The sequence below is a fragment of the Staphylococcus sp. TE8 genome (assembly GCF_000692055.1).
Classification (GTDB): domain Bacteria; phylum Bacillota; class Bacilli; order Staphylococcales; family Staphylococcaceae; genus Staphylococcus; species Staphylococcus capitis.
The window spans coordinates 201,683-227,721 of sequence record NZ_JMGB01000002.1 but is presented as its reverse complement, the minus strand read 5'-3'; the positions used below and the strand labels follow the sequence as shown (position 1 = coordinate 227,721).

The window sequence follows — 26,039 nt, the reverse complement described above, 5'->3', positions numbered from 1 at the left end:
GAGTGAAATAATGGAACACTCGATGAAGTTAAATGTGAAGCCATTCGAAGCCATTCGTAATCATAGGAAAACGGTAGAAATTAGACTGAATGATGAGAAAAGACAAAAAGTTAAAATTGGTGACACGATTGTCTTTACAAATATAGACGACTCGGAGAAAAAATTGAGAGTCAAAGTAACTGAAAAGCGAGTTTTCGATACATTTCAGAAGTTATTTAACTACTATGATAATGCTGAAATAGGTTATGAGACAGACGCGACCTTGGCGCAAAAAGTAGCAAGTATTTATTCCATCTATAACCAAACTGATGAATTAAATTATGGTGTAGTTGCTTTAAAAATAGAGCTTGTATAATATAGAAGGATCACATCTAAAGGGCAGTTTAGATGTGATCCTTTTTAATTTATGATTTGCGATTTTCTAAGGTTTCTTTTAGTTTGTAGAATATAGGTTTTATTGGTTTAACAAAATCACCAATATATTCATAAACGTCAGCATTGAAACCTTCTTTGAATTTTTGTACACCTACGTCTTCAGCATCTTCACTAAAGTCTCCAGTGATACCATAGAAATTATAACGATTAATATCATGCTCTTTAGCAAATTTAATCATTTCCCACTGTAAACGGTAAGCACCCATATAAGCATTATATTTAGGGTTTGAACCACTAGAGAGATAATATACTTCATGGTCATTATAAATATATAACGCAGCGGCTAGATTAAGTACTTGTCCTTCTTCAGCAATCTTATCTTTAGTTTGATTAATTTTACGTTCATTACTATCATATTGCTGTTTTACTTGCGTGTGTTTAGTTTTATTTTTCTTAGAATTTGGATTTTCTTCTAATGTTTTTTCAACTTCTTTTAGTTGTTTTTCTAAGTTATCATGTTTTTCTTGTAATGTATTTAGGTAGTCTTGTAAGTCTATATAAGCAAGTTTCAGCATTGCATGATCTTCATACGTTTTTTGCATATCTTCGAAGTAAGGTTTTTCACGGAATTTGAAACCATGTTTTTCCTCAGCCATTTGGAACAATTCAAAGAATGTGTCTGTTTCTTCTATAGGAAGTGTTTTAACTTGAACACCCATCTCATAAGTTTTCTTAATATTACGACGTGTTTGGTAATCCATTTCTTTTAATAGTTGATCTTCAGTCTTGTCTTTAAGATCTAATACTGATAGCCAACGAATTTGGCTCATTGTATCATAGCCGACTGTATAACCTTGATGTTTATAACCTAAATCTTCCATTGTTTTGATGAATGGTCGATTGTCGAATGATTCGATAATCTCACCATCAGCGTTTCTCAAGTTTTCTAGTAGGTAAGGATCAACAAGAACGTATAAGCAGTTACGTTTTTTCAAGTAATCTGTAAGAGATTTAAAGAAGAAACGAACTAATGATTGATTATTATAATCCATTACTGGACCTCTATGTGTGTAGAAATATTTAAAGAATTTAAGCGAGCGTGCCTCTGTTAAAAGGCAACCAGCAATGACTTTGTCATCTTCATCTTTAACTCCTACAAGATGAACATCGCCTTTCATTTTATTACGGTTATCAAAATGTATACTTGATTGTGTATAATGTGAAAAAATTTCTGAAGTAAATTGATCGAATTCTTCAGAAGATAAGTTAACAAATTTCATCATTAATCTTCCCCTCTAAATCTATTTAGTTATCTAAATTGTCATGATTTATCTATTTTACCAAACCCAAGTCATCATTACACATAATAACACAAAACATTGCATCATACTTTTGTATGAGATAAATTTACCCCAACTTAAATTTAATTAATAGAAAAATCACAAAAAATAAAAACAACTAGCTTCGTTGTAACACTCATTATGTGATAATATTTATAATGAAAGAATGGAATCTAACATGGGACAATAAATGAAGAATGTATAGATTTTCAAGGTAATTTATTTTTTCTATAGATAAAATAGGTTGAAAAGGTAGGAGTGAGTAGTTTGAAGAAATTAGCAGTTGCTTTATCAGTAGTAGCACTTATATTGGCGGGATGTAGTAGTGGTAAATATACTGATAAAATTGATAAAGCTGTAAAAATGCAAGACAAAAAACAAGAAAAAATAGCTAAGCACGATACAGGAGATGAAGTAAAACACTTTGATAAGAAAGATGCGAATATTTATGTATTTAAAAAAGGGAAATACGTTATTCTTGCATATAAACCATTGAGTGATGATGCTGAAGTGCATTATTACACATATGAGTTTAAAGGCAAAAAAGCGCATTACAAAGAAAACTTTAACTCCAAAGGTTATTATGAAGAACATGAACCTGATTACAAGGAAGAAAACATGAATTAATCGTTGTATAGCTACAAAGGGAGTACTAATGAAAAAATTAATTGGAATTATAGCCATTTTAACCATCATTTTTATATATGGGTGTTCAAAACAACCAAGTTCTATTAAAGCTAAACAAGATGGCAAGCCATTAATAGTTATGTATGGAGATTTTAAATGTCCATATTGTAAAAAAGTAGAAGATAAAGTGATGCCAAAGTTGAGAAATAAATATATTGATAAAAATAAAGTTAAGTTTCAATATGTGAACCTTGCCTTTATAGGAAAGGACTCAATTATTGGTTCAAGAGCACAACAAGCAGTAAATCATTATGCACCAAAGTATTCACTCCAATTTCAAAAGTTAATGTTTGAACATCAAAAAGACGAAGATAAGAAATGGATTACACATACATTAATAGATAAACAAATTGATAAATTAAACATTAGTAATAAAACTAAAGATAAGATTAAAGCAAATTATAAAACTAAAAATTCAACATCATGGAAAGCTGCTGAAAAAGATAAAAAACTAGGTAAGGAACATCATATAAAACAAACTCCTACAGTATTCATTGAAGGTAAAAAAGTTAAAGATCCATATGATTTTAGTAGTTATCAAAAACTTTTAGAATAGTAATTTTCTTTAATGAAGAGTAGGGCATAAATAATTTTAAAGAATATAATATGTCAATCTTCTTTGCAAATGTCGACAAGGCTTAAGCTTTTGTCGGCATTTTTTATTTTTAAAAGTTACTTGCAGATGATGCACTATAAAACTACCAATAGTTCTATTTTCCAAATGATTGTGAGAAATATTGTTAAAAGCCCTTGTCAATTAAGAAATAAAAGTATATACTTTTAAATCGTAATAATTACTATTTAGGAGGTTGTTTATGAAAAGACTATTGAGTTTATTAGTCATTCTCCCTTTATTTGCCCTCATTTTAACGGCGTGTGGAAATGATAATAATAAAAAAGAAGATGGTAAGATTACTATCAATACTACAGTTTATCCACTTAAATCTTTTGCAGAACAAATTGGTGGTAAACATGTAAACGTTAAATCAATTTATCCAGCAGGTACTGATTTACATACCTATGAGCCAACACAAAAGGATATCTTAAATGCGAGTAAGGCAGATTTATTTATCTATACAGGTGATGATTTAGATCCAGTTGCTAAAAAAGTAGCAGGAACAATCAAAGATAAAGATAAGAAATTATCTTTACAAGATAAATTAAGTAAAAGTAGTTTACTTCCTGATCATCACCATCATGGAGAAGAGCATGAGGAACACGAACATCATCATCATGGTGAATATGACCCGCACATTTGGCTAGACCCAAAAATGGATCAAACATTCGCTAAAGAAATCAAAGATGCTTTAATTAAGAAAGATCCAAAACATAAGAAAGAATATGAAAAGAATTACAAAAAACTTAACAAAGAACTTGCTAATTTAGATAAAGAAATGAAGAAAGTAACTAAAGACAAGAAAGATAATGTTGTATTTATCTCTCATGAGTCAATCGGTTATCTAGCTCATAGATACGGATTTAAGCAAGAAGGTGTTCAAAATATGAATGCAGAGGATCCATCGCAAAAAGAATTAACTCAAATTGTTAAAGAGATAAGAGCTAGTAAAGCGAAATATATTCTTTATGAGGATAATGTAGCAAATAAAGTTACAGATACAATTCGTAAAGAAACAGATGCTAAACCGCTTAAGTTTTACAACATGGAATCTTTAAATAAAGATCAACAAGAAGAAAAAGACTTGTCTTATCAAAAATTAATGAAAGAAAATATTAAAAACTTAGATAAGTCATTATCAAGCAATGTGAAAGAACAATAATTAATTCTTAACCACCGAAGCATGATTTTTTATTACGTTGGTTAAACTGAGAGCCTCCATTCGTATGAGTGGGGGCATTTTATTATTTGTTATTTGACGAATTTTGTTACTATATAATCATTAAAATAAAAGATAAAGTGTGAGGGTTCGTTATGCCAATTAAAAAAGAAAAAAATAGAATTATTTTTTCTAGAACATTTCAAGCATCTATTGAAAAAGTATTTGATGCTTATACTAAGAAAGAATTATTTGAACAGTGGTTTCATCCTAAAGGCGCTTCAATAGAGGTTTATCATTTTAACGCTGTTGAGGGTGGAGAGGCGTTTTTCGCGATTCAAGCGCCTAACATGACAAGTTATACTGTTACTGAATATCAAAAAGTAGAGAAACCTAATCATATTGAATATCTAGATTACTTTGCTAATTCTAAAGGTGAGAAAGATACTTCAATGCCTGGTATGCAAATTTTCATGAATTTTGAAGAGCAAAATGGCCAAACAACAGTTACCTCAACATCAGTATTTCCAACTCAAGAAGCAGCTCAACAAGCATTAGATATGGGCGTTGAGCAAGGGATGGACTCAACTTTAGATCAATTAGATAAGTTACTTAAATCTTAGTTGTCAAAAATCTGTCAGAGTCAGTCGCTTCTTTTTCAATTATAATTGGTATAGAAATCAATTATTTGTTAAAGAGGTATTATTATGAAAAAAAGATATTTAAAAGTATTGGGATTGTACACATTTACTACAGGCATTTCGTCTATCGTAATTAACTCAAATTGTGTATCTAATAAAATGCTGAGATTTATTTTAAGAACTGCATTGGGTTATGGCATTTTCGCGTATAGTTTACATTTTTTAGCACAACGTAAACATTAACTATAACTAAAGGTGAATAGCTTTATATCGCCCTAGGTACAGGGCGATATTTTTATTAGAAATTTTATTATAGAGATACACAATACATAGATGAATTAATATAATGTATTATAATAAATGTTGAGTTTAATTAAGGAGAGATCGCATGATACATAATAATAAAAATGTTCAGGATACACATGCAACAAAGACAATTGTTCAAAATATTGCCGGTCAAGTACAAATGAAAGAGGTTATGGCTGATAAAACTCCGAGTCGATATGCTTTAAAATCAATGATGGCCGGTTTTTTACTTTCAATAGTTACAGTGTTTATGTTAGCAATCAAAGCCCAATTTGCTTCAACACATATTGACGGCTTAATCAATTTGATGGGTGCAATTTCATTTAGTTTAGGGCTAGTGCTTGTTGTATTAACTCATTCTGAATTACTTACAAGTAATTTCATGTATTTAACCGTCGGCTGGTATTATAAAGTTATAAGTATGAAGAAAGTGACGTGGATATTCATCTTTTGTTTTATAGGAAATATTGTTGGTGGATTTATACTATTCTTCTTACTTAAATTTTCTCATGTAATGACACCAGAGATGACCAATAGTTTAACGACACTGGTACATAAGAAAACAGTTGAATCTACATGGTTGAGTATATTAATTAAAGGTATATTTTGTAATTTCTTTATCAATATTGGCATCTTCATTTCTCTACAATTTAAAGAGGGCTTAGCAAAAGCGTTTTTCATCGCTTGTGGTGTAATTGTCTTTGTATTTATGGGTTATGAACACGTAGTATTTAACGCAGGTCTTTATGCAGGAATGATATTCTTTAATATCGAGGCATTGTCTTGGTTAGACGTGTTAAAGAATATTGTTTTTGCATTTATTGGTAACTATATCGGTGGCGGTATATGTGTTGGTTTAGTTTACGCGTATCTTAATGGGAAACGTGATAGTTTAACTGAATAATTGGTTAAGCAGGTTCATATAGATGGATCTGCTTATTTTTTTTTAAAGATGGTTAAAATTGAAAACAACTTTAAATATAGTTTGAGCTTCTTAAGCTTAATCAATGGACGTTCGTTTGATTAAAAGTTAGCCTATTATTCAAGTAGAATGTTAGATTTTGGGAGTGAAATTATGTCAGAGACAAATATAAGAATTGCCAACAAGGAAGATGCAGAGGAGCTACATCAATTAATGTATGATGCTTTCACACCATTAAGAGAGCTAGGAATTGATTGGCCTTCAGTCAATGCAGATTTAGAAATGGTTAAAAATAATTTAGAAAACAATACGACCTTTGTTATGGTAAAGGGTAATGAAATTATTTCCACAATTACTGTACGTTATCCTTGGGGCAGTGTGAGAAGTATTTCTGGATATCCTTTTATATGGTGGTTTGCGACTAAACCATCTTATGATGGTCAGGGCTATGGTAGTCAATTGCTACGTTATGTTGAAGAGAATTTTTTAAGAGATACATTAAAAGCGGCAGCTGTAACTTTAGGTACCTCTGCAAGACTCCATCCTTGGTTACTTAAAATTTATGAAAAAAGAGGCTATGAAGTATATGCTGAACATGAAAATGATGATGGTGATTTAGGAGTCATAATGCGTAAAATTTTAATCCCTGAACGTTTTGAAGAACAAATATTAGGGCAACCACCATTTTAAGACAACTATGAGTATCATTGTCTAAGTATTAAAAGTCTTTATTAGTAAAATAAAAAACTCCTTATAAAGTAGACATTTCAAAGTGAATACTTTATAGGGAGTTTTTTATATAATTATTCTTTTTTACTTACTTTGTAATCAATAAGGTAAATTGATTCAGGAGTGACATTGAAATTTTTAACTTTACTACTTACGCCATCAATTTGATCATTGTACGTAATATAACTATTTGGAATGTCTCCTTTAGACTTTTCTAAAATTTCATTGGTTACTGATGCACGTTGTTTTTCACCAAAAGAGGTGTTTAATTTTTTAATAAGTTGAGTGACTCCTTTATTATTATAATGTCCTTTATTGAGTGCACCATTAGGCAAATATGCAGTATTGAAGAAATAGCCAGTATCTCCTCGAGGTATAGTTAAATAACTATACATAGACACATCCCAAGCTTTTGGATCTTTTAGGTAACCATCTATATCATCTACATTACGTAACTGAATATCAATATTAGCTTTTTTAGCTTCTGATTGGATTACTTGGCCAATTTTAGGTAATTCTGGACGACCATCGTATGTGACCATGTTAATTTTAAGTGGATGTGACTTACTAAATCCTTCTTGTGCTAATAATTTTTTAGCCTTTTCAATATTTTGGGGTTGAACTTTATCGTTTTCCACATTTTTTAATCGATCATTAAATGGAGTTGAGGCAGGCTTAGCATAATTTTTAGAAATGTTTTTAGCGATTTCTTTACGATTAATAACCATGTCTAATGCTTCTCGAACATTTTTATTAATCTTTTTACTTTGATGATTGTATAACAGTAGATGTGTTCGGAAACCTGACGTACTTTGGATATTAAATTTCTTAGAATTTTTTACATCACTTATACGATCGATAGGAACATCTGTGGTTAAATCCGATTTACCAGATAATAAGTTATCAACGCGTGTATTACCATCTTCATGATAAGTGACATTTACTTTATTGAGTTTTGGTTTTCCTTGCCAATAATCTTTGAACTTTGTGAGTTCAAGCTTCTGTGCGCGTTTATAGTTATCTATTTGGTATGGACCTGTTCCGACTGGTTTGTCGGTAACTTTACTTTTGGCTTTAGTATCATAAATTGCCGCAAACGGACTGGCTAGTTCTGATTTTAATTCTGGATAAGGTTCTTCTGTAGTAATCGTCACTTTTTGACCTTTAGCAGAAATTGATTTAATAGGTAAAGACCCCTTTAATAAATCACTTTTTTTCATTCCCTCTTCTAAACTTGATTTCACAGCATTCCCAGTCAATTTATGACCATTTTGGAATTTAATATTATCTTTTAATGTCAATTCGAGGGTGTTATCAGATTTTTGATGTGTGCTTTTAACTAGTAATGGTTTAACTTTACCGTCTTTTGACATTTTGAAAAGTGATTCCAAAGCACCTACTTTAACAGGAATATCGGTTTCATAGGGGGCGATTGATTTTGTTTTCAAGGGAATTTCAACATTTAATGTATTTTTATCAGAGTTTGATTTCCCTCCACAACTTGCTAAAATAAAAGATACTAATATGGTAAGGATTAAAATTTTCTTCATTAAACAAGTCCTTTCTTAACATGAACATTGAATTTATTGAAGCAACTTATGTCTAACATTAAAAGTAACATTTATTTAGTATTTATGTTTGAAGTGATTGCGTTATGATGTTAAACCTTATTATTTTTAATTTTAGACATATTTGTTAACTACCAATATATTGATTATATAACTTATAAAGAAAAATTTAAAATTTTCGTCAGATTTAATGACATGACATTTATTATGAGGAATTCCCCTCATGTTTGAGATAAGGGTATTCCCTACTTTTCGAAAATAATGTGAATAAAATCACAATTAATCAAAAAATTATTATACAATGCAGATGAAAGGATTGGTAATAGTGATAGGTAATATCTTAGTGGCACACGGTATGAGGAAAGGTCAACAAAATGAGGCACTTGAGGAGTTTATTACTACACTTTTAAAAGATGAAGATTATCATTATGAGCTTGCATTTTTAGAAAGTGATACGCAAAATCTTGAATTGACTATGGAAAAAATGATTAAGCAAGGTGTGACACGATTTAGAATTGTACCCTTACTTATATTCAGAGCGATGCACTATATAGGCGACATACCTGAGATTTTAAAAAGCATGAAAGAGAAATATCCTCATGTTAATAGTGAAATGAGTGAGCCACTTGGTACGCATCCTTATATGAAGGATTTAGTTGAAAGAAGAATGGCAGATGTAGACTTACCAGCTAATGCGAATGTAGCAACAGTCATCATTGCACATGGTAACGGTAGTGGTCGTTTCACAAAAGCCCATGAAGAATTAAAAGAATTTGTGAAAAGTATTGATTCAAATAAACCAGTATACGCGAGAGCACTATATGGTGTAATGACTTTTAAAAATGATTTGGATGAAATATCTAAAAAATACGATGATTTAATCATCGTACCGCTATTTTTATTTGATGGCCGTTTAGTTAATAAAGTTAAGCGTTTAATATCAGAAATGGATATTCATTGTAATCTTCATATTACACCATCTATTAATTTTGACCACATTTTAAAATTAATTATTCGCGCACGTATAGAACAATTAGCTGTATAAATAATCACTAAATACTCAGCTTCCTTAGTTTAGACTCTTTTACCAATCCTTTAGTAATAAATTATAGATTAATTTTTACATTAGAGGAGCATATATATGTCTAAACAAAAATTAGTAATGATTGGTAACGGTATGGCAGGTATACGAACTATAGAAGAACTGATTAGTCGAGATGCGAATCGCTATGATATCACAGTAGTCGGTAAAGAACCTTATCCAAACTATAATCGAATTATGTTATCCAATATTTTACAAAATAAAATGACTGTCGAAGAGACGATTATGAACAGTTATGAATGGTATGAAGAAAATCATATTACACTTATCAATGATGACCCAGTTGAAAAGGTAGATCGACAATCTAAAAAAATTATTACACAAAAAGGTATAGAACTAGAATATGATATTTGTATTTTCGCAACAGGTTCTAAAGCTTTTGTGTTACCCATTGAGGGGTCTAACTTACCGAGTGTTATCGGGTGGAGAACGATACAAGATACAGAACAAATCATCGATATCGCTAGTAAAAAGAAAAAAGCTATTGTCATCGGTGGTGGGCTACTTGGATTAGAGTGCGCACGTGGTTTATTAGACCAAGGTATGGATGTCACAGTACTTCATCTTGCTGAATGGTTAATGGAGATGCAACTGGATAGAAAAGCTGGCGATATGTTGAGAGCGGATCTTGAAAAGCAAGGCATGAAATTTGAATTGCAAGCCAACTCAAAACGCATTATAGGTCATGAGGATGTTGAAGCTGTTGAATTAGCGGACGGACGTGTGATTGAGACAGATTTAGTCGTTATGGCTGTAGGAATTAGACCTTATACAGAAGTGGCTAAAGATGCTGGATTAGATGTTCAAAGAGGTATTGTAGTCAATGATTTTCTACAAACGTCCGATTCAAATATCTATGCAATTGGAGAATGTGCTGAACACAATGGTAAAGTTTATGGTTTAGTTGCACCACTTTATGAACAGGGTAAAGTTCTTGCTGACTATTTAACTGGAAATGAAACAGAGGGTTACAAAGGTTCAACAACTTTCACTTCTTTAAAGGTTTCTGGTTGTGATTTATACAGTGCTGGTCAGATTGTTGAAAATGATGACATACACGGTATCGAGATTTTTAATAGCATTGACAATATTTATAAAAAGGTATATTTAAATCAAGGACAAGTTGTAGGAGCAGTACTTTATGGAGATACAGATGATGGATCTCGATTTTATAATATGATGAAGAAACATGAATCCCTCGAAGATTATACGCTTGTCTCATTATTACACAAAGGTGATGATACAGGTTCAGTTTCAATTGCTGATATGGCAGATGATGAAACAATTTGTGGATGTAATGGTGTCAATAAAGGTACGATAGTGAATGCTATTACTAAAGAAGGTCTTACATCTGTCAATGAAGTAACCCAATCTACTAAAGCAGGTAATTCATGTGGTAAATGTAAAAAACAAATAGGAGAAATACTTCAATATACCCTCGGGGATGACTTTGTAGCTGCAAAACCTTCAGGAATATGTAGTTGTACAGAACTTACTAGAGATCAAATTGTGACTCAAATCAGAGCTAAAGGTCTTAAAACATCCAAGGAAGTAAGACATGTGTTGAATTTTAAAGATAAAAATGGATGCCCTAAATGTCGTCCTGCAATTAATTATTATCTAAATATGGTATATCCATTTGAGCATCAAGATGAACAAGACTCTCGATTTGCAAACGAGCGTTATCATGCCAATATTCAAAATGATGGTACATTTTCTGTCATACCTCAAATGAGAGGGGGCGTAACAGATCCAGACCAGCTTATTAAACTTGGAGAAGTTGCTAAGAAATACAATGTGCCACTCGTAAAAGTAACAGGATCACAACGTATTGGATTATATGGCTTAAACAAAGAAGAATTACCTAATGTATGGAAGGATTTAGGAATGCGTTCAGCTTCCGCTTATGGTAAAAAAACGCGTTCTGTAAAAAGTTGTGTCGGAAAAGAATTTTGCCGTTTTGGTACACAATACACAACTCGTCTAGGTATTCGTCTCGAAAAAACTTTCGAATATATTGATACACCTCATAAGTTTAAAATGGGCGTCTCCGGTTGCCCTAGAAGTTGTGTAGAATCTGGTGTGAAAGACTTCGGTGTCATCTCAGTTGAAAATGGATACCAAATATATATTGGTGGCAATGGAGGTACTGATGTTACAGTCGGACAATTACTAACAACAGTAGAAACTGAAGATGAAGTCATTCAATTATGCGGTGCTTTAATGCAATATTATAGAGAAACTGGTATTTATGCCGAGAGAACTGCACCGTGGATTCGTCGATTAGGTTTTGAAAATGTGAAAGAAGTTTTATTAGATAAAGAAAGACAAGAAGAATTATTTAATAGAATTATGGAAGCGAAAAAAGCTATAGAAAATGAACCATGGCAAGCCATTGTAGAAAATAAAAATGCACAAAAAATCTTTGAAGTTGAGAAGGTGTAAGAGATGAAAGCAATGGAAAAGGTGAAAGTTACAACATTAGATGCGTTAACACCACTTATAGGTAAAAAAGTCATTGTAGATAATAAAGAAATTGGAATATTTCTTACTGAAAAGGGAGATGTTTACGCTGTAAGTAATATCTGTCCGCATAAAAAAGGTCCATTGTCTGAAGGGACTGTAAGTGGAAATTATGTTTACTGTCCTTTACATGACCAAAAAATAGATTTGTTATCTGGAAAAGTACAAGAGCCAGATTCAGGTTGTGTCCAAACCTATACTGTTGAGGTTATCGATAATGGGGTTTATATATGTCTTTAAAATCAATGGGAAAGGTATATTTAATTGGGGCAGGACCTGGTAACCCTAATTTATTAACTAAAAAAGCAGAACGTATCATTAGAAATGCAGATGTCATTCTCTATGATCGTTTAGTCAATCCTCTTATTCTACAGTATTCAAGTTTTCAAACTGAACTGATTGATGTAGGGAAAAAACCTTACTGCAAACACATTCAACAAGAGGATATTAATCAAAAAATAGTTCAAATGGCTGAAAAATACCAATGTGTTGTACGCTTAAAAGGTGGAGATCCTGCTATATTTGGCAGGGTTACTGAAGAAATTAATACTTTAAAATCATATGGCATTGAACATGAAATTATACCAGGCGTGACATCAGCAAGTGCTGCAGTGGCTTCTCTCAATATAGGATTAACTATGAGAGGAATAGCGCCGAGTGTAACTTTTTCAACTGGACATTTTAAAGAGTCTACTAATAAAGATATTGATATAAGAAATTTAATGAATGGTGGAACTTTGGCCATTTACATGGGAATTAAACGACTAGGTGCAATCATCGAACAAATTAAAAATTATACTAGTGAAGATTATCCAATAGCTGTCGTTTTTAATGCTACTTGCTATAATCAAAAAGTGATTACCGGGAATCTAAGTACGATTGAACAACTATTAAATGAAGATAATTCAGAGGGACAACCGGGAATTTGTATATTAGGTCCATTAGTGAATGAAATAGATAAAATGGTACTGGATAGCACCATGGAAGATGTCAATCATATTTTGTACGTGGTTAATGGAGATAAAGAGAACGCTATGTTAAAAGCTGAAGCATTGTATGAAGAAGGGAAGAATTGTTTACTCAATTTTGATAACAGTTACCACCATACTCAACAAGTATTATACAAAAATATAATGGACCAACATGATATTAGTTATATTCAAGCATAAATAGAATTAATTTTGATACTCCTCGGAAGCGTGGGGCGACAAATTGGATTCACTCGAATTCAATATTGTCGTCCCTTTTTTTAGGGATTAAAACTATTCAATTAGGTATTTCCCTAATATTAAAACTTTGTGAAAAAATGTACAATCATTGTGAACACGAATACTACGATATAAATGCGAAATGATAAAAGCATTCAAAGTGGAAGGATGTCATTAATGGGAAAATTTGGATTAAATTTCTTTAAGCCTACTGAAAAGTTTAATGGAAATTGGTCAGTATTAGAGCAAAAGAGTAGAGAATGGGAGAAAATGTATCGTGAAAGATGGAGCCATGATAAGGTAGTTAGAACGACTCACGGCGTCAATTGTACTGGTTCATGCTCGTGGAAAGTATTTGTTAAAAACGGAGTGATTACTTGGGAAAATCAACAAACTGACTACCCAAGTTGCGGACCTGATATGCCGGAATTTGAACCTCGTGGATGTCCAAGGGGCGCTTCATTTTCATGGTATGAGTACAGTCCTCTAAGAGTAAAATATCCATACATTAGAGGGAAATTATTAGATTTATGGACTCAAGCATTAGAGGAAAATAACGGCAATCGAATCGCAGCATGGGCCTCTATAGTAGAAGATGAAAATAAAGCTAAAGCATATAAAGAATCTCGAGGAAAAGGTGGTCATGTTAGAGCAAACTGGAGAGACGTAACAGATATTATTGCAGCACAAATTTTATATACGATTAAAAAAGATGGTCCTGACCGAATTGCAGGATTCACTCCTATACCTGCAATGTCTATGATTAGTTATGCCTCAGGAGCAAGATTTATTAATCTATTGGGCGGAGAAATGCTTAGCTTCTATGACTGGTACGCTGACTTACCTCCTGCTTCACCTCAAATATGGGGAGAACAAACAGACGTACCTGAATCGAGTGATTGGTATAACGCTGCTTACATTATCATGTGGGGATCCAATGTACCATTAACACGAACACCAGACGCACATTTTATGACTGAAGTAAGATATAAAGGGACTAAAGTCATTTCAGTTGCACCAGATTATGCAGAAAACGTGAAATTTGCTGACAATTGGTTAGCGCCTCATCCAGGTACAGATGCTGCAGTAGCGCAAGCTATGACGCACGTTATTTTACAGGAATTTTATGAAAATGAACCTAACGATATGTTTATCAATTATGCGAAGCAATATACTGATATGCCGTTCGTTATTATGTTAGATCAAGATGAAAATGGTTATAAAGCAGGTCGATTTTTACGAGCAAGTGATTTAGGTATTGATAGTGAGAATAGTGAATGGAAGCCAGTTATTTTTGATTGTGAAAGTCAACAATTAGTAGTACCAAATGGAACGATGGGCCAGCGTTGGGAAGAAGGTAAGAAATGGAATTTAAAATTAGAGAATGAAGATGGAACAAAAATTAATCCGGCTTTATCTATGGTTGAAGAAGATTATGAATTACAAACTATCCAGTTCCCATACTTTGATAGTAAGGGTGACGGCGTGTTTAAGAGACCTATTCCATCTCGCAAGATTAGATTGTCTAATGATCAAGAAGTATATATATCTACTGTTTATGACCTTATGGCGAGTCAATATGGTATTCAACGTTTTAACCATGGACTTGAAGCTCAATCCTATGATGACGTTAAATCCAAATATACACCAGCATGGCAAGAATCTATTACTGGTATCAATAGAGGATTAGTCATTCAAGTTGCTAAAGAATTCGCTCAAAATGCAATTGATACAGATGGACGGTCTATGATTATTATGGGCGCAGGCATTAATCACTGGTTTAATTCAGATACGATTTACCGTTCGATTTTAAATTTAGTAATGCTTTGTGGATGTCAAGGAGTCAATGGAGGCGGTTGGGCACATTATGTAGGTCAAGAAAAGTGTCGACCTATTGAAGGATGGAATACTGTTGCCTTTGCTAAGGATTGGCAAGGACCGCCACGTTTACAAAATGGTACAAGTTGGTTCTATTTTGCAACAGATCAATGGAAATATGAGGAATCAAATGTTGATCAATTTAAATCACCATTAGCTGAGAATATTAAACATCAACATCCAGCAGATTACAATGTGACAGCTGCCCGATTAGGTTGGCTACCTTCATATCCTCAATTTAATAAAAATAGTCTGTTGTTCGGAGAAGAAGCCAAAGAGGAAGGGAACGACTCTAATGAGGCTATTCTTAAAAAAGCAATTGACTCAATAAAAAATAAAGAGACTCAATTTGCAATTGAAGATCCAGATTTAAGAAAGAACCATCCTAAAACACTATTTGTTTGGAGATCAAACTTAATATCCAGTTCCGCTAAAGGACAAGAATATTTCATGAAACATTTATTAGGCACACGGTCAGGTTTAATGGCTGAACCTAATGAAGATGATAAACCTTCAGAAATTAAATGGAGAGAAGATACTGTTGGTAAATTAGACTTATTAGTGTCATTAGATTTTAGAATGACTGCGACGCCTTTATATTCCGATATCGTTCTACCAGCTGCAACTTGGTATGAAAAACACGATTTATCTTCAACAGATATGCATCCATTTATACATCCTTTCAATCCTGCGATAGATCCTTTATGGGAATCACGCTCAGATTGGGATATTTATAAAACTTTAAGTAAAGCAATTTCAGAAATGGCAAAGGTTTATTTACCAGGAACATTCAAAGATGTTGTAACAACACCTCTAGGTCATGATTCTAAACAAGAATTAGGTTCTGAATTTGGAATTGTTAAAGATTGGTCGAAAGGTGAAATTGAAGGTATTCCAGGAAAAACAATGCCCAACTTTGCCATTGTAGAACGTGATTACACTAAAATTTACGATAAATTTGTCACGCTTGGTCCTTTACTTGAAAAAGCCAAAGTAGGTGCTCATGGAGTAAGTTTCAGTGTAAAAGATGAGTATGAAGAACTGAAAAGCATGCTCGGTACATGGAATGATAATGATAAAAACTCGGTAAGAAATCATCGACCTCGAATTGACACTGCACGTAAAGTCGCAGATGCAATATTAAATATTTCCTCTGCGACTAATGGGAAATTATCACAACTATCTTATGAAGATTTAGAACATCAAACTGGAATGCCATTGAAGGATATCTCTCAAGCTCGTGCTTCAGAGAAGATTTCATTTTTGAATATAACATCACAACCACGAGAAGTAATTCCAACGGCGGTATTTCCAGGTTCAAATAAAAATGGTCGAAGATACTCTCCTTTCACAACTAATATTGAGAGACTCGTACCATTTAGAACATTAACAGGTAGACAAAGCTATTATATCGATCATGAAATATTTCAACAGTTTGGAGAAAGCTTACCCGTTTATAAACCAACATTACCACCAATGGTATTTGGAACACGAGATAAGAAGGTTAAAGGTGGGCAAGATGCTTTAGTACTTAGATATTTAACCCCACATGGTAAATGGAATATTCATTCAACTTATCAGGACAATGAACGTATGCTAACGCTATTTAGAGGTGGGCCTGTAGTATGGCTATCAAACGAAGATGCAGAAGAACATGACATTAAAGACAATGATTGGTTAGAAGTGTACAACCGAAATGGTGTTGTAACCGCGAGAGCTGTAACATCACATCGTATGCCTAAAGGAACAATGTTTATGTATCATGCACAAGATAAACATATTGAAACACCTGGTTCAGAAATCACAGATACTCGTGGAGGCTCTCATAATGCACCTACTAGAATTCACCTAAAGCCTACACAATTAGTTGGAGGTTACGCTCAAATTAGTTATCACTTTAATTATTATGGTCCGATTGGAAACCAAAGAGATGTATATGTTGCGGTAAGAAAAATGAAAGAGGTGAATTGGCTTGAAGATTAAAGCGCAGATAGCAATGGTGCTGAACTTAGACAAATGTATTGGTTGTCATACATGTAGTGTGACATGCAAAAACACTTGGACTAACAGACCTGGTGCTGAATATATGTGGTTTAATAATGTAGAAACGAAGCCAGGTGTTGGCTATCCTAAACGTTGGGAGGATCAAAGCCATTATAAAGGTGGTTGGGTGTTAAATAAGAAAGGTCAACTTGAATTAAAATCTGGAAATAGATGGTCAAAAATTGCTTTAGGTAAAATCTTTTACAATCCAGATATGCCTTTGATTAAAGATTATTATGAGCCTTGGACATATAATTACGAGCATTTAACTACTGCTAAGGAGGGGAAACATTCTCCTGTTGCTAAGGCACACTCTCTCATTTCAGGTGACAAGCTTGACTTAGAGTGGGGGCCTAACTGGGAAGATGATTTAGCCGGTGGACACGTTACAGGCCCTAAAGACCCTAACATTCAACAAATTGAAGAAGATATCAAATTCCAATTTGATGAAACATTTATGATGTATTTACCACGTTTGTGTGAACATTGTCTTAATCCAAGTTGTGTTGCTTCTTGTCCCTCAGGCGCAATGTATAAAAGAGATGAAGATGGGATTGTATTAGTTGACCAAGACGCTTGTCGAGGCTGGCGTTATTGTATGACAGGATGTCCTTATAAAAAAGTATATTTTAATTGGAAAACGAATAAAGCAGAAAAATGTACGTTTTGTTTTCCTAGAATCGAAGCGGGCATGCCAACAGTGTGTTCTGAAACATGTACAGGTAGAATGAGATACCTAGGTGTGATGTTATATGATGCAGATCGAGTGCAAGAAGCGGCTTCTGCAACTAATGAAGAGGATTTATATGAAAAACAACTAGACTTATTTTTAGACCCATTTGATGAAGAGGTGATTGCCGAAGCCGAAAGAGAAGGTATCAGTCATGAATGGATTACTGCAGCTCAAAATTCTCCAGTGTATAAATTAGCAGTGGAATATAAGATGGCTTTTCCATTACATCCAGAATTTAGAACGATGCCGATGGTATGGTACTGTCCACCGTTAAGTCCAATTATGAGCTATTTTGAAGGGCAAAATGCTGGAAATAACTCAGATATGATATTCCCAGCAATAGAAGAGATGCGATTACCTATTGAATATTTAGCTAATTTATTAACTGCTGGTGATGTAGCACCAATAAAATTAGGGTTACAAAAAATGGCGATGATGCGAAGCTATATGAGAGCGAAAGTGACTCAACAACCATTCGATGTGTCTAAGCTTGAACGATTGAATTTAACAGAAAGTCAATTAAATGACATGTATCGTTTATTAGGAATTGCCAAATATGAAGATCGTTTTGTTGTTCCAACTTCGCACAAAGAAACATATTTAGATACCTATAGAGCACAAGGTAGTCAAGGTTATGGTGGAGAATACTTTGGTGCAAATTGTGAAGGTTGTGGTGTAGCAGTTGGCTCAGGTAAATCAGGACAAGAGATATACAATGATAACTTCTATGGAGGGATTTTCCGTGATTAATCTTCAGAAATTAGCTCAATATCAAGAAAGTTTAGGTTACTTGGGCCAACAAATTAACTTTCCAGAAAAGTTAACCTTTCACCCTAATGTGTTTCAAGAAACAATTGAAGCATCTCACCCAGCATACGAAGATTTATGTGCATTTAGAGAAATTATAATGAATTATTCTTTGTCCGAAATTAAAGCAATTTATACAGACACATTTGATTTCAGTAAAAACTATCCTCTTTACATGACATATAATCGATTTGATACTCAAAAAGAACGTGGGCAAATGTTAGCTAAACTTAAAGTGTTATATGAAATGTTTGGTCTTAAAATGATAGACAATGAATTATCGGATTACTTACCATTAATGCTTCAATTTTTGCAAGTAGCTCGCTGGGAAAATGATGTTCGTGCAGAAGACAATTTAAAATTAATCATCATGATTATTGAGGATGGAACTTATGAGATGGCTAATCATCTTGCTAAAAATAACAACCCTTATGCGTATGTCATCAAAGCGTTAAGACAAACTTTAAAAGCATGTATTGTTTCTAATAAAGAGGTGGGGAATCATGCTTAATCAATTTACATGGGTCATTTATCCTTATTTATGTTTAAGTATTTTTGTTATTGGACATATTGCTCGTTATAAATATGATCAATTTTCTTGGACGGCTAAATCAAGTGAATTAATTGAAAAGAAACAGTTAAAATGGGGAAGTTTAATGTTTCATCTTGGCGTGATTCCAGTATTCTTTGGTCATGTTGTAGGTTTGTTGATTCCAGCAAATTGGCTTGAATCTATAGGTGTTAATGATCACATCTATCACATAGGAGCAGTATATATTGGTAGTATTTTTGGTATAATAACATTGTTAGGAATGATACTTCTTACTTCAAGAAGATTAACTATTAAAAATGTTAGGAAACTTAGTTCAACTTCTGATATTTTCGTTAATATTTTATTAGTGATTATTTTAATTATGGGTTGTTATTCAACAATTTTCACCAACGCGGTTCAACCTGATTTTGATTATCGTCAAACTATAGCGATATGGTTTAGACATCTGTTTATGTTTACACCTAATGCTGATTTTATGATTCACGTCCCTTGGTCTTTTAAATTGCACATTTTACTAGGATTTACAATATTTGCTTGTTGGCCATTTACAAGATTAGTCCACGTATGGAGTGTACCGATTTCATATATGAATAGAAGATATATTATTTACCGCAAGAATAAAGTTTGATGACGAGAGGATGGGAAAATTGAGACCAGAATCCTTATTAAACAATCAAAGTTTACAGAATAATTTAGACCGATTGAGAATAGATGGTGGTTATGATTTTGGGGGGATTGCGATGTATGAACGTTCGCTTAGATCATCGCCAATAAAATGGAAATATGTTTCAGGTAATACGAATGAACGATATAAATTAATTATATTAAGAAAAGGAAGAGGTTTAGCTGGGACTGTAATGAAAACTGGAAAACGCATGGTAATTGCTGATGTAGATACAGCACTAACTCAAGCAGAGAAAATTGCCTTTCCAATTATTTTGAATGAATCGTTAACAGCTGTTGTAGCAGTTCCACTATGGCTTGAACATCAAATGTATGGAGTATTATTGTTAGGTCAAAGAAATCATCATCCTCTGCCACAGTCTTTAGAACAACTTGATATTCAAAGTCAAATAGGGTTTTTTACAGAAACGAATTAGGTGAATAGGATGCTAAATAAATTTGAATTAAATGTAGAAGACTTGTTGCATAAATATTATGATACTACGACTGAAAAGATTGTCTTTGTCGATCGTCTTGGCAAAATTATTGCAATGAACGGAGCTGCTAGAGATATATTATCTGAAGAAGATAATTATAAAGCAATGACGCATGCCATTTGCAATCGCTGTGAAGGATATTCCAATGAATACGATTTACAGTCATGTGAAGAATGCTTTTTAGAAGCGAATCATTTGCAGAAATCAAACTTCCAAGTATTTATGAAGACAAAGGACAATAAAATAGAACCTTATACAGCGACTTATCAAACTATTGATGATGAAAGAGGAATTAGTGCTTTTACTTTGCAAAATGTTTCTCCACAAATTGAAAGACAGGAGAAAATGTATCAACAGAAAATGCTTCACAAATCTATACAAGCTCAAGAGAATGAAAGAAAGCGCATTTCTCGTGAGTTACATGATAGCGTGATACAAGAAATGTTAAATATTGATGTTGAACTACGACTATTAAAGTACAAGTTTCAAGATGAAACAGTTGTTGAAAGTACGCAACAAATAGAAGGTTTAGTGTCGCAACTCATCGATGACATTCGTAATCTCTCAGTGGAACTACGTCCTTCGTCATTAGATGATTTAGGCATAGAAGCCGCTTTTAATTCCTACTTTAAGCAATTTGAAGAGAATTATGGTATTCAAATTAATTACCATTCCAATATTAAAGGATTACGGTTTGATAATGAAGTTGAAACTGTTGTCTATCGTGTGATTCAAGAAGCGGTTCTAAATGCGTTAAAGTACGCAGAAGTAAATGAAATAGAGGTTCATATTAGTAAAAGTGAACATCGCTTGTTAGCGGAAGTAGTAGATAGAGGTAAAGGTTTTAATTTGGATGACAAGCCCAGAGGATCAGGACTAGGCTTTTACGGTATGAGAGAACGTGCGGAATTAGTAAATGGAAATATTAATATTGAATCACACCTCAATAAAGGAACCATAGTCACACTAGACATACCTATTTAAAATAGTGGGGGAATGAATGTGAAGATCGTTATAGCAGATGACCACGCTGTAGTAAGAACAGGATTTTCGATGATATTAAACTACCAAGAAGATATGGAGGTTGTCGCAACAGCAGCTGATGGTGTTGAAGCATATCAAAAGGTTTTAGAGTATAAACCAGATGTTTTAATTTTAGATTTGAGCATGCCACCTGGTGAATCAGGGTTAGTCGCTACAAGTAAAATTTCAGAAAGTTTTCCAGAAACTAAGATTCTTATTTTAACGATGTATGATGATGAGGAATACCTATTTCACGTTTTAAAAAGTGGAGCGAAAGGATATATTTTAAAAAATGCACCTGATGAGCAATTAATTTTAGCTGTAAGAACAGTATATAAAGGAGAAACATATGTAGATATGAAGATGACCACTTCTTTAGTAAATGAGTTTATTAATCAATCTCATCAGGAAGAAGTGAGTTATTCTTCAGATCCCTTTAAGATATTATCAAAAAGAGAACTAGAAATACTACCGCTTATTGCAAAAGGTTATGGTAATAAAGATATAGCTGAAAAGTTATTTGTTTCAGTGAAAACAGTTGAAGCACATAAAACGCACATCATGAATAAACTCAACCTTAAGAGCAAACCTGAGCTTGTAGAATATGCATTAAAAAAGAAATTACTCGAGTTTTAAAAACATACTGTTGATTAATCAAGTCCTAAAAGATGATAAGCTTATCATTTTTTAGGATTTTTTGTGCTTTAAAATTAGCAGGTATCATACGATGTTAATTTTTAGAGTTACACTTTTAATTATTTTTATAGGGAAAAAGCTGAGTATATTAAGGGTAAATCCTTATGTTCATTTTTTCACAATAAAACTAAAATAAAGTTGTAATTAGTACTATGTCTATTCCCGTATGTATTATTTATAGATTTCATTATTTTGACCTCTCTTAAAAATAGACATGGTACTAATCATTATTCTATCAACTTAATGAAGGTGAAAAAGAAATGAAAAAAGGAGTTTACCAGCTTACATTACAAACGTTTAGTTTGATAGTAGGTTTTATGGCGTGGAGTATTATATCTCCGTTAATGCCATTTATCACTCAAGATATTAAAATTTCTGCTAGTCAAATTTCTATTATTTTAGCTATACCTGTTATTTTAGGATCAGTTTTAAGAGTTCCTTTTGGGTACCTTACTAATATTATAGGTGCCAAATGGGTATTCTTTAGTAGTTTTATAGTGTTGCTATTCCCAATATTTTTCTTAGGACAAGCCCAAAGTACGACGATGCTTATAATTTGTGGCTTCTTTCTAGGAGTCGGTGGGGCGATATTCTCAGTAGGAGTAACTGCGCTACCTAAATATTTTACAAAAGATAAAGTTGGATTAGCTAACGGAATTTATGGAATGGGCAATATAGGAACAGCAATTTCATCTTTTTGTGCACCTGTTTTGGCAGGATTAATAGGGTGGCAAAATACCGTAAGAAGTTATTTAATCATTATCAGCTTGTTTGCAGTATTAATGTTCTTATTGGGAGATAATAAAGAACCTAAAGTCAAAGTACCGTTAATATCTCAAGTCAAAGTATTGGCTAAAAATTATAAATTATACTATTTGAGTTTTTGGTACTTCATAACATTTGGTGCGTTTGTGGCATTTGGATTATTCTTACCAAATTATTTAGTGCATCATTTTACTATCGATAAGGTAGATGCAGGGATTCGATCAGGTATTTTTATAGCTCTTGCAACATTTTTACGTCCACTTGGTGGCGTTTTAGGGGATAAATTTAATGCTGTGAAAGTACTCATTATAGATTTTGTAATAATGATTATTGGAGGTTTAATTTTAACTTTATTCGATGGAATCATCTATTTTACTATTGGTTGTTTAACTATAAGCGTTTGTGCAGGTATAGGTAATGGCCTCGTGTTTAAGTTAGTACCTTCTTATTTCTCGAAAGAAGCAGGCTCTGCAAATGGAATTGTTTCTATGATGGGAGGTTTGGGTGGTTTCTTCCCACCTTTAGTGATTACATTTGTCACAGGACTAACAGGTTCAAGTCATCTTGCATTTGGTTTATTAGTACTATTTGCACTTATCGCTTTAATCACAATGGTTCATTTATATAAAAAAGAAACTGAAATAGGTACAACACTCTATAGTGACTAATGTTAGTTAATATGTAGATAAATAATTGTATTTAACATATTTATGCATATTATACAGTAAAAACCCTCAACTTTTTTTCAGAGTTGAGGGTTCTTTTATTATTATTGAATTGAAATTGTAGTAGCTTTGTCATCTTCATTGATTTGTTTAGGTAATGTGACATATAATACGCCATCAGTGTAATTAGCTACTATACCTTCTTTATCAATATCATCGAATTCAAAGCGTCTTTCTAATTCACCATTAGAACGTTCATTAAGTTGTGATTTATAATTTTCATTATTGATTTTTTTGTATGCTTTAATAGTTAAAATATGTTGTTCAAATTTAAGTGAAATATCTTCTTTGCTTAAACCAGGAAGTTCAGCTTCTAATACATAAGCGTCATTTTTATCATAAATATTAGTAGGAAATGCTCTTGATGAAAATTGATTGTATACTTGTTTCCTTAAGTCTTTAAATAATTCACTAGGATCATTTTTGAAGAAATTATTATTGAAAAAATCATTATTATTCATTAGAATTCACTCCTTAAAGTGTTAAATGAGTAGTTAGAATATATTAGAATAATTTTTCAACTACATTATATTAAGAGAGCGAAAAGAGGTAAAGTGATAACACTTAATAAAAAATAGGTATTCTATAAGTTTAGTAGGAATTAGGGGATAAAAAAAGTCAAAAATTGTACGAGAGAATAAGACAAAAGCTTACTATACATACTGATGTTATTAAATTGTGTCGTTAATGCTGAAGTTGAATTTGCCTAAGATTTTCAAAAAGTCTACTTTTGTCTTTTTCTCTACAAGTATCACTTTTCTATACTATTGTCAAAATTTTTAGATACAAAATTTTGCAAGTTTTCAATTAATTCTTTAGCTTCATCTTGATTAATATCGAATTCACTATAGACTTTCATTGATATTTCAGATAACGGTTTTTTAATTTCTTTACCTCGTTCTGTTAGTGAAATTTGAAGATTTCGTTCATCTTTCTCCTCACGACTTCGAACAACGTAATCTTTCTTTTCTAATTTCTTGAGCAGTGGTGTCAGTGTGCCTGAATCTAAAAAGACTCGCTCACCTAGTTTTTTAATATTAAGTTTCTCATCATTTTCGATCGCCATTAGTACAATATACCCTGTGTATGTTAATTCATACTCTTTGAGGTAATTTGTGTACTTCTTTATGATTTCTTTTGAAGAAACATAAAATAAAAAACATAATTGTTTACTTAAATAACTATTCTCTACATACATTTAATCACTCCTTGTTAAAGTAACAATATTATGAAGTGTATGACTTGTCAAGTGCCGATTTCATCACTATAATCAAATTGTTTTAAATTAAATTTAGACGACATTTGAATATATTTTGTTTGATTTTGAAACTCAAATAAATACAGAATAAAGGAGTATTATCTCATGACAAGATTAAATGATTTCAATGAAGTACTTAACGGAAGAAAATCAGTAAAGGTATTCGATAGTGAATATAAAATTCCTCATGAAGAAATGGATGAAATGATTACTAAAGCTACAAAGGCGCCTTCATCAGTTAATATGCAACCATGGAGAATTGCTGTTGTAGAGAGTGACGAAGGAAAAGAAAAAATCAAAGAAGCTTTTGGTTTTAATTCAAGACAACTTACTACTTCTTCGGCTATGGTGATTATTTTCGGAGATTTACAAAATTACGAAAAAGCTGAACAAATTTATAATGATGCAGTAGACCAAGCCCATATGACAGAGGAAATTAAAACTCAAATGTTAGAATGGATTCTTCCTTATTATAAAAGTTTGTCAAGAGAAGGTATGAAGGACATTGTAAATATTGATAGTAGTTTAATGGCTATGCAATTTATGCTAACTGCTAAAGCTTATGGATATGACACAAATCCTATTGGTGGCTTTGATAAAGAAAATATCGCTAAGATTATTGGTTATGATTCAGATAGATATGTCCCAGTATTAGCAATTGCTATTGGTAAAAAAGCTCAAGAAGCTCATGGTTCTGTAAGATTACCTGTTCATGAAGTGAGAGAATATTTATAAAGTAATATTCATGAGATGAGAACATTTTGTTACAATGTTGAATAATCTCTTTTATATAACCAACTTTTAGTTCATACTTAATAAGATAAGTATAAAAGGAGTTTCTATCATGAGTAGAAAACAAGTCATTTTAAGAATAATTATTATATTAATCATTTCACTTATTTTAGCTATAGTATTTTTCTTTGGTCTAAAAAGTTATCAAGGTCATAAAAATATCGAACTTATGGATAGTTATATCAAAGAACATCATTTACAAGATCAAATTAAAAAGCAAGATAACTTATATAGTGCTAAAAAAGGGATGTATTACAAAGAAATCGTTTTCAAAGGCGAATCTAATGTCACTTATGTTATGCAACCAATTAGTACGAATAAAGGTATATTTGTAGAAGGCTTTGATAGTGAAACGAAGAAAAGCATAAAGAAAGCGAAACATAGTGATTTTGATAAAAATTATAAACCATCAAAATAAATAATTTAGAGT

25 protein-coding genes and 1 pseudogene are annotated in these 26,039 nt (G+C 32.4%); 22 read left to right on the top strand and 4 right to left on the bottom strand.

Going from position 1 to position 26,039, the window contains the following annotated elements:
* The first annotated feature begins 10 nt into the window (after positions 1–10).
* Positions 11–355 (top strand): ASCH domain-containing protein, encoded by a 345-nt coding sequence (locus CM54_RS07540; RefSeq protein ID WP_037550307.1) that lies wholly within the window; start codon positions 11–13, stop codon positions 353–355.
* A gap of 49 nt (positions 356–404) precedes the next feature.
* Here the strand turns inward: CM54_RS07540 and CM54_RS07535 are convergent, their stop codons facing one another.
* Positions 405–1,655: an aminoacyltransferase gene (locus CM54_RS07535; RefSeq protein ID WP_037550995.1), complete on the bottom strand. Its 1,251-nt coding sequence runs from the start codon at positions 1,653–1,655 to the stop codon at positions 405–407.
* A gap of 327 nt (positions 1,656–1,982) precedes the next feature.
* Between CM54_RS07535 and CM54_RS07530 the strand changes: the two genes are divergently transcribed.
* From CM54_RS07530 to CM54_RS07500, 7 genes and pseudogenes are all read left to right on the top strand, one after another.
* A complete protein-coding gene (locus tag CM54_RS07530) occupies positions 1,983–2,342 on the top strand; it encodes a DUF4467 domain-containing protein (RefSeq protein WP_002432307.1) in 360 nt (119 codons plus the stop codon).
* 28 nt (positions 2,343–2,370) lie between these two features.
* Positions 2,371–2,958, top strand: a complete 588-nt coding sequence (locus tag CM54_RS07525) for a DsbA family protein (RefSeq protein ID WP_037550304.1) — start codon at positions 2,371–2,373, stop codon at positions 2,956–2,958.
* A gap of 259 nt (positions 2,959–3,217) precedes the next feature.
* Positions 3,218–4,171 (top strand): annotated as a pseudogene (locus tag CM54_RS07520) (metal ABC transporter solute-binding protein, Zn/Mn family); the annotation flags it as partial.
* A 161-nt stretch (positions 4,172–4,332) separates the two neighbouring features.
* A complete protein-coding gene (locus tag CM54_RS07515; protein WP_037550297.1) occupies positions 4,333–4,800 on the top strand; it encodes an SRPBCC family protein in 468 nt (155 codons plus the stop codon).
* 84 nt (positions 4,801–4,884) lie between these two features.
* A complete protein-coding gene (locus CM54_RS12765; RefSeq protein WP_030063344.1) occupies positions 4,885–5,061 on the top strand; it encodes a hypothetical protein in 177 nt (58 codons plus the stop codon).
* Positions 5,062–5,206: 145 nt separating this feature from the next.
* Positions 5,207–6,028 carry a formate/nitrite transporter family protein gene (locus CM54_RS07505; RefSeq protein ID WP_037550292.1) on the top strand — a complete coding sequence of 274 codons (822 nt, stop codon included), beginning with the start codon at positions 5,207–5,209 and terminating at the stop codon, positions 6,026–6,028.
* 171 nt (positions 6,029–6,199) lie between these two features.
* On the top strand, positions 6,200–6,736 hold the full coding sequence (locus CM54_RS07500; protein WP_037550289.1) for a GNAT family N-acetyltransferase: 537 nt from the start codon (positions 6,200–6,202) through the stop codon (positions 6,734–6,736).
* A 113-nt stretch (positions 6,737–6,849) separates the two neighbouring features.
* On the opposite strand, the gene nikA is transcribed toward CM54_RS07500, so the two are convergent.
* A complete protein-coding gene (nikA, locus tag CM54_RS07495) occupies positions 6,850–8,325 on the bottom strand; it encodes a nickel ABC transporter substrate-binding protein (protein ID WP_037550286.1) in 1,476 nt (491 codons plus the stop codon).
* Positions 8,326–8,668: 343 nt separating this feature from the next.
* Between nikA and CM54_RS07490 the strand changes: the two genes are divergently transcribed.
* From CM54_RS07490 to CM54_RS07435, 12 genes are all read left to right on the top strand, one after another.
* Positions 8,669–9,388: a sirohydrochlorin chelatase gene (locus CM54_RS07490; RefSeq protein WP_037550283.1), complete on the top strand. Its 720-nt coding sequence runs from the start codon at positions 8,669–8,671 to the stop codon at positions 9,386–9,388.
* Between the two features lie 96 nt (positions 9,389–9,484).
* On the top strand, positions 9,485–11,890 hold the full coding sequence (gene nirB, locus CM54_RS07485) for a nitrite reductase large subunit NirB (protein WP_037550280.1): 2,406 nt from the start codon (positions 9,485–9,487) through the stop codon (positions 11,888–11,890).
* A gap of 3 nt (positions 11,891–11,893) precedes the next feature.
* The gene (nirD, locus tag CM54_RS07480) at positions 11,894–12,208 is read left to right on the top strand and encodes a nitrite reductase small subunit NirD (RefSeq protein WP_023351207.1); all 315 of its coding nucleotides are present in this window, start codon (positions 11,894–11,896) and stop codon (positions 12,206–12,208) included.
* Entirely contained in the window at positions 12,199–13,137 is a 939-nt protein-coding gene (gene cobA, locus CM54_RS07475; RefSeq protein ID WP_037550277.1) for a uroporphyrinogen-III C-methyltransferase, read from the top strand. Before nirD ends, cobA begins: the two co-directional genes overlap by 10 nt.
* A gap of 216 nt (positions 13,138–13,353) precedes the next feature.
* A complete protein-coding gene (locus tag CM54_RS07470; RefSeq protein WP_037550274.1) occupies positions 13,354–17,037 on the top strand; it encodes a nitrate reductase subunit alpha in 3,684 nt (1,227 codons plus the stop codon).
* Positions 17,027–18,580, top strand: coding sequence for a nitrate reductase subunit beta (gene narH, locus CM54_RS07465; protein ID WP_002432673.1), 1,554 nt, complete (start codon positions 17,027–17,029; stop codon positions 18,578–18,580). Before CM54_RS07470 ends, narH begins: the two co-directional genes overlap by 11 nt.
* Positions 18,573–19,148 carry a nitrate reductase molybdenum cofactor assembly chaperone gene (gene narJ, locus CM54_RS07460; RefSeq protein ID WP_002453914.1) on the top strand — a complete coding sequence of 192 codons (576 nt, stop codon included), beginning with the start codon at positions 18,573–18,575 and terminating at the stop codon, positions 19,146–19,148. The genes narH and narJ overlap by 8 nt, the downstream gene beginning before the upstream one ends.
* Positions 19,141–19,818, top strand: coding sequence for a respiratory nitrate reductase subunit gamma (gene narI, locus CM54_RS07455; RefSeq protein ID WP_037550271.1), 678 nt, complete (start codon positions 19,141–19,143; stop codon positions 19,816–19,818). The genes narJ and narI overlap by 8 nt, the downstream gene beginning before the upstream one ends.
* A gap of 19 nt (positions 19,819–19,837) precedes the next feature.
* Positions 19,838–20,290 carry a nitrate respiration regulation accessory nitrate sensor NreA gene (gene nreA, locus CM54_RS07450; RefSeq protein ID WP_002432590.1) on the top strand — a complete coding sequence of 151 codons (453 nt, stop codon included), beginning with the start codon at positions 19,838–19,840 and terminating at the stop codon, positions 20,288–20,290.
* Between the two features lie 9 nt (positions 20,291–20,299).
* Positions 20,300–21,334 carry a sensor histidine kinase gene (locus CM54_RS07445; RefSeq protein WP_030062322.1) on the top strand — a complete coding sequence of 345 codons (1,035 nt, stop codon included), beginning with the start codon at positions 20,300–20,302 and terminating at the stop codon, positions 21,332–21,334.
* Positions 21,335–21,352: 18 nt separating this feature from the next.
* On the top strand, positions 21,353–22,009 hold the full coding sequence (gene nreC / locus CM54_RS07440) for a nitrate respiration regulation response regulator NreC (RefSeq protein ID WP_002432902.1): 657 nt from the start codon (positions 21,353–21,355) through the stop codon (positions 22,007–22,009).
* A gap of 320 nt (positions 22,010–22,329) precedes the next feature.
* Complete coding sequence (locus CM54_RS07435; protein WP_023351214.1) at positions 22,330–23,502, top strand: nitrate/nitrite transporter; 1,173 nt, start codon at positions 22,330–22,332, stop codon at positions 23,500–23,502.
* 101 nt (positions 23,503–23,603) lie between these two features.
* Here the strand turns inward: CM54_RS07435 and CM54_RS07430 are convergent, their stop codons facing one another.
* Both CM54_RS07430 and CM54_RS07425 read right to left on the bottom strand, forming a co-directional pair.
* A complete protein-coding gene (locus CM54_RS07430) occupies positions 23,604–24,020 on the bottom strand; it encodes an Hsp20/alpha crystallin family protein (protein WP_037550266.1) in 417 nt (138 codons plus the stop codon).
* A gap of 290 nt (positions 24,021–24,310) precedes the next feature.
* A complete protein-coding gene (locus CM54_RS07425) occupies positions 24,311–24,757 on the bottom strand; it encodes a MarR family winged helix-turn-helix transcriptional regulator (RefSeq protein ID WP_002432941.1) in 447 nt (148 codons plus the stop codon).
* A gap of 165 nt (positions 24,758–24,922) precedes the next feature.
* On the opposite strand from CM54_RS07425, the gene CM54_RS07420 reads away from it, so the two are divergent.
* On the top strand, positions 24,923–25,552 hold the full coding sequence (locus CM54_RS07420; RefSeq protein ID WP_002453908.1) for a nitroreductase family protein: 630 nt from the start codon (positions 24,923–24,925) through the stop codon (positions 25,550–25,552).
* Between the two features lie 109 nt (positions 25,553–25,661).
* Positions 25,662–26,027, top strand: coding sequence for a DUF3139 domain-containing protein (locus CM54_RS07415; protein ID WP_037550263.1), 366 nt, complete (start codon positions 25,662–25,664; stop codon positions 26,025–26,027).
* Positions 26,028–26,039 lie beyond the last annotated feature (12 nt).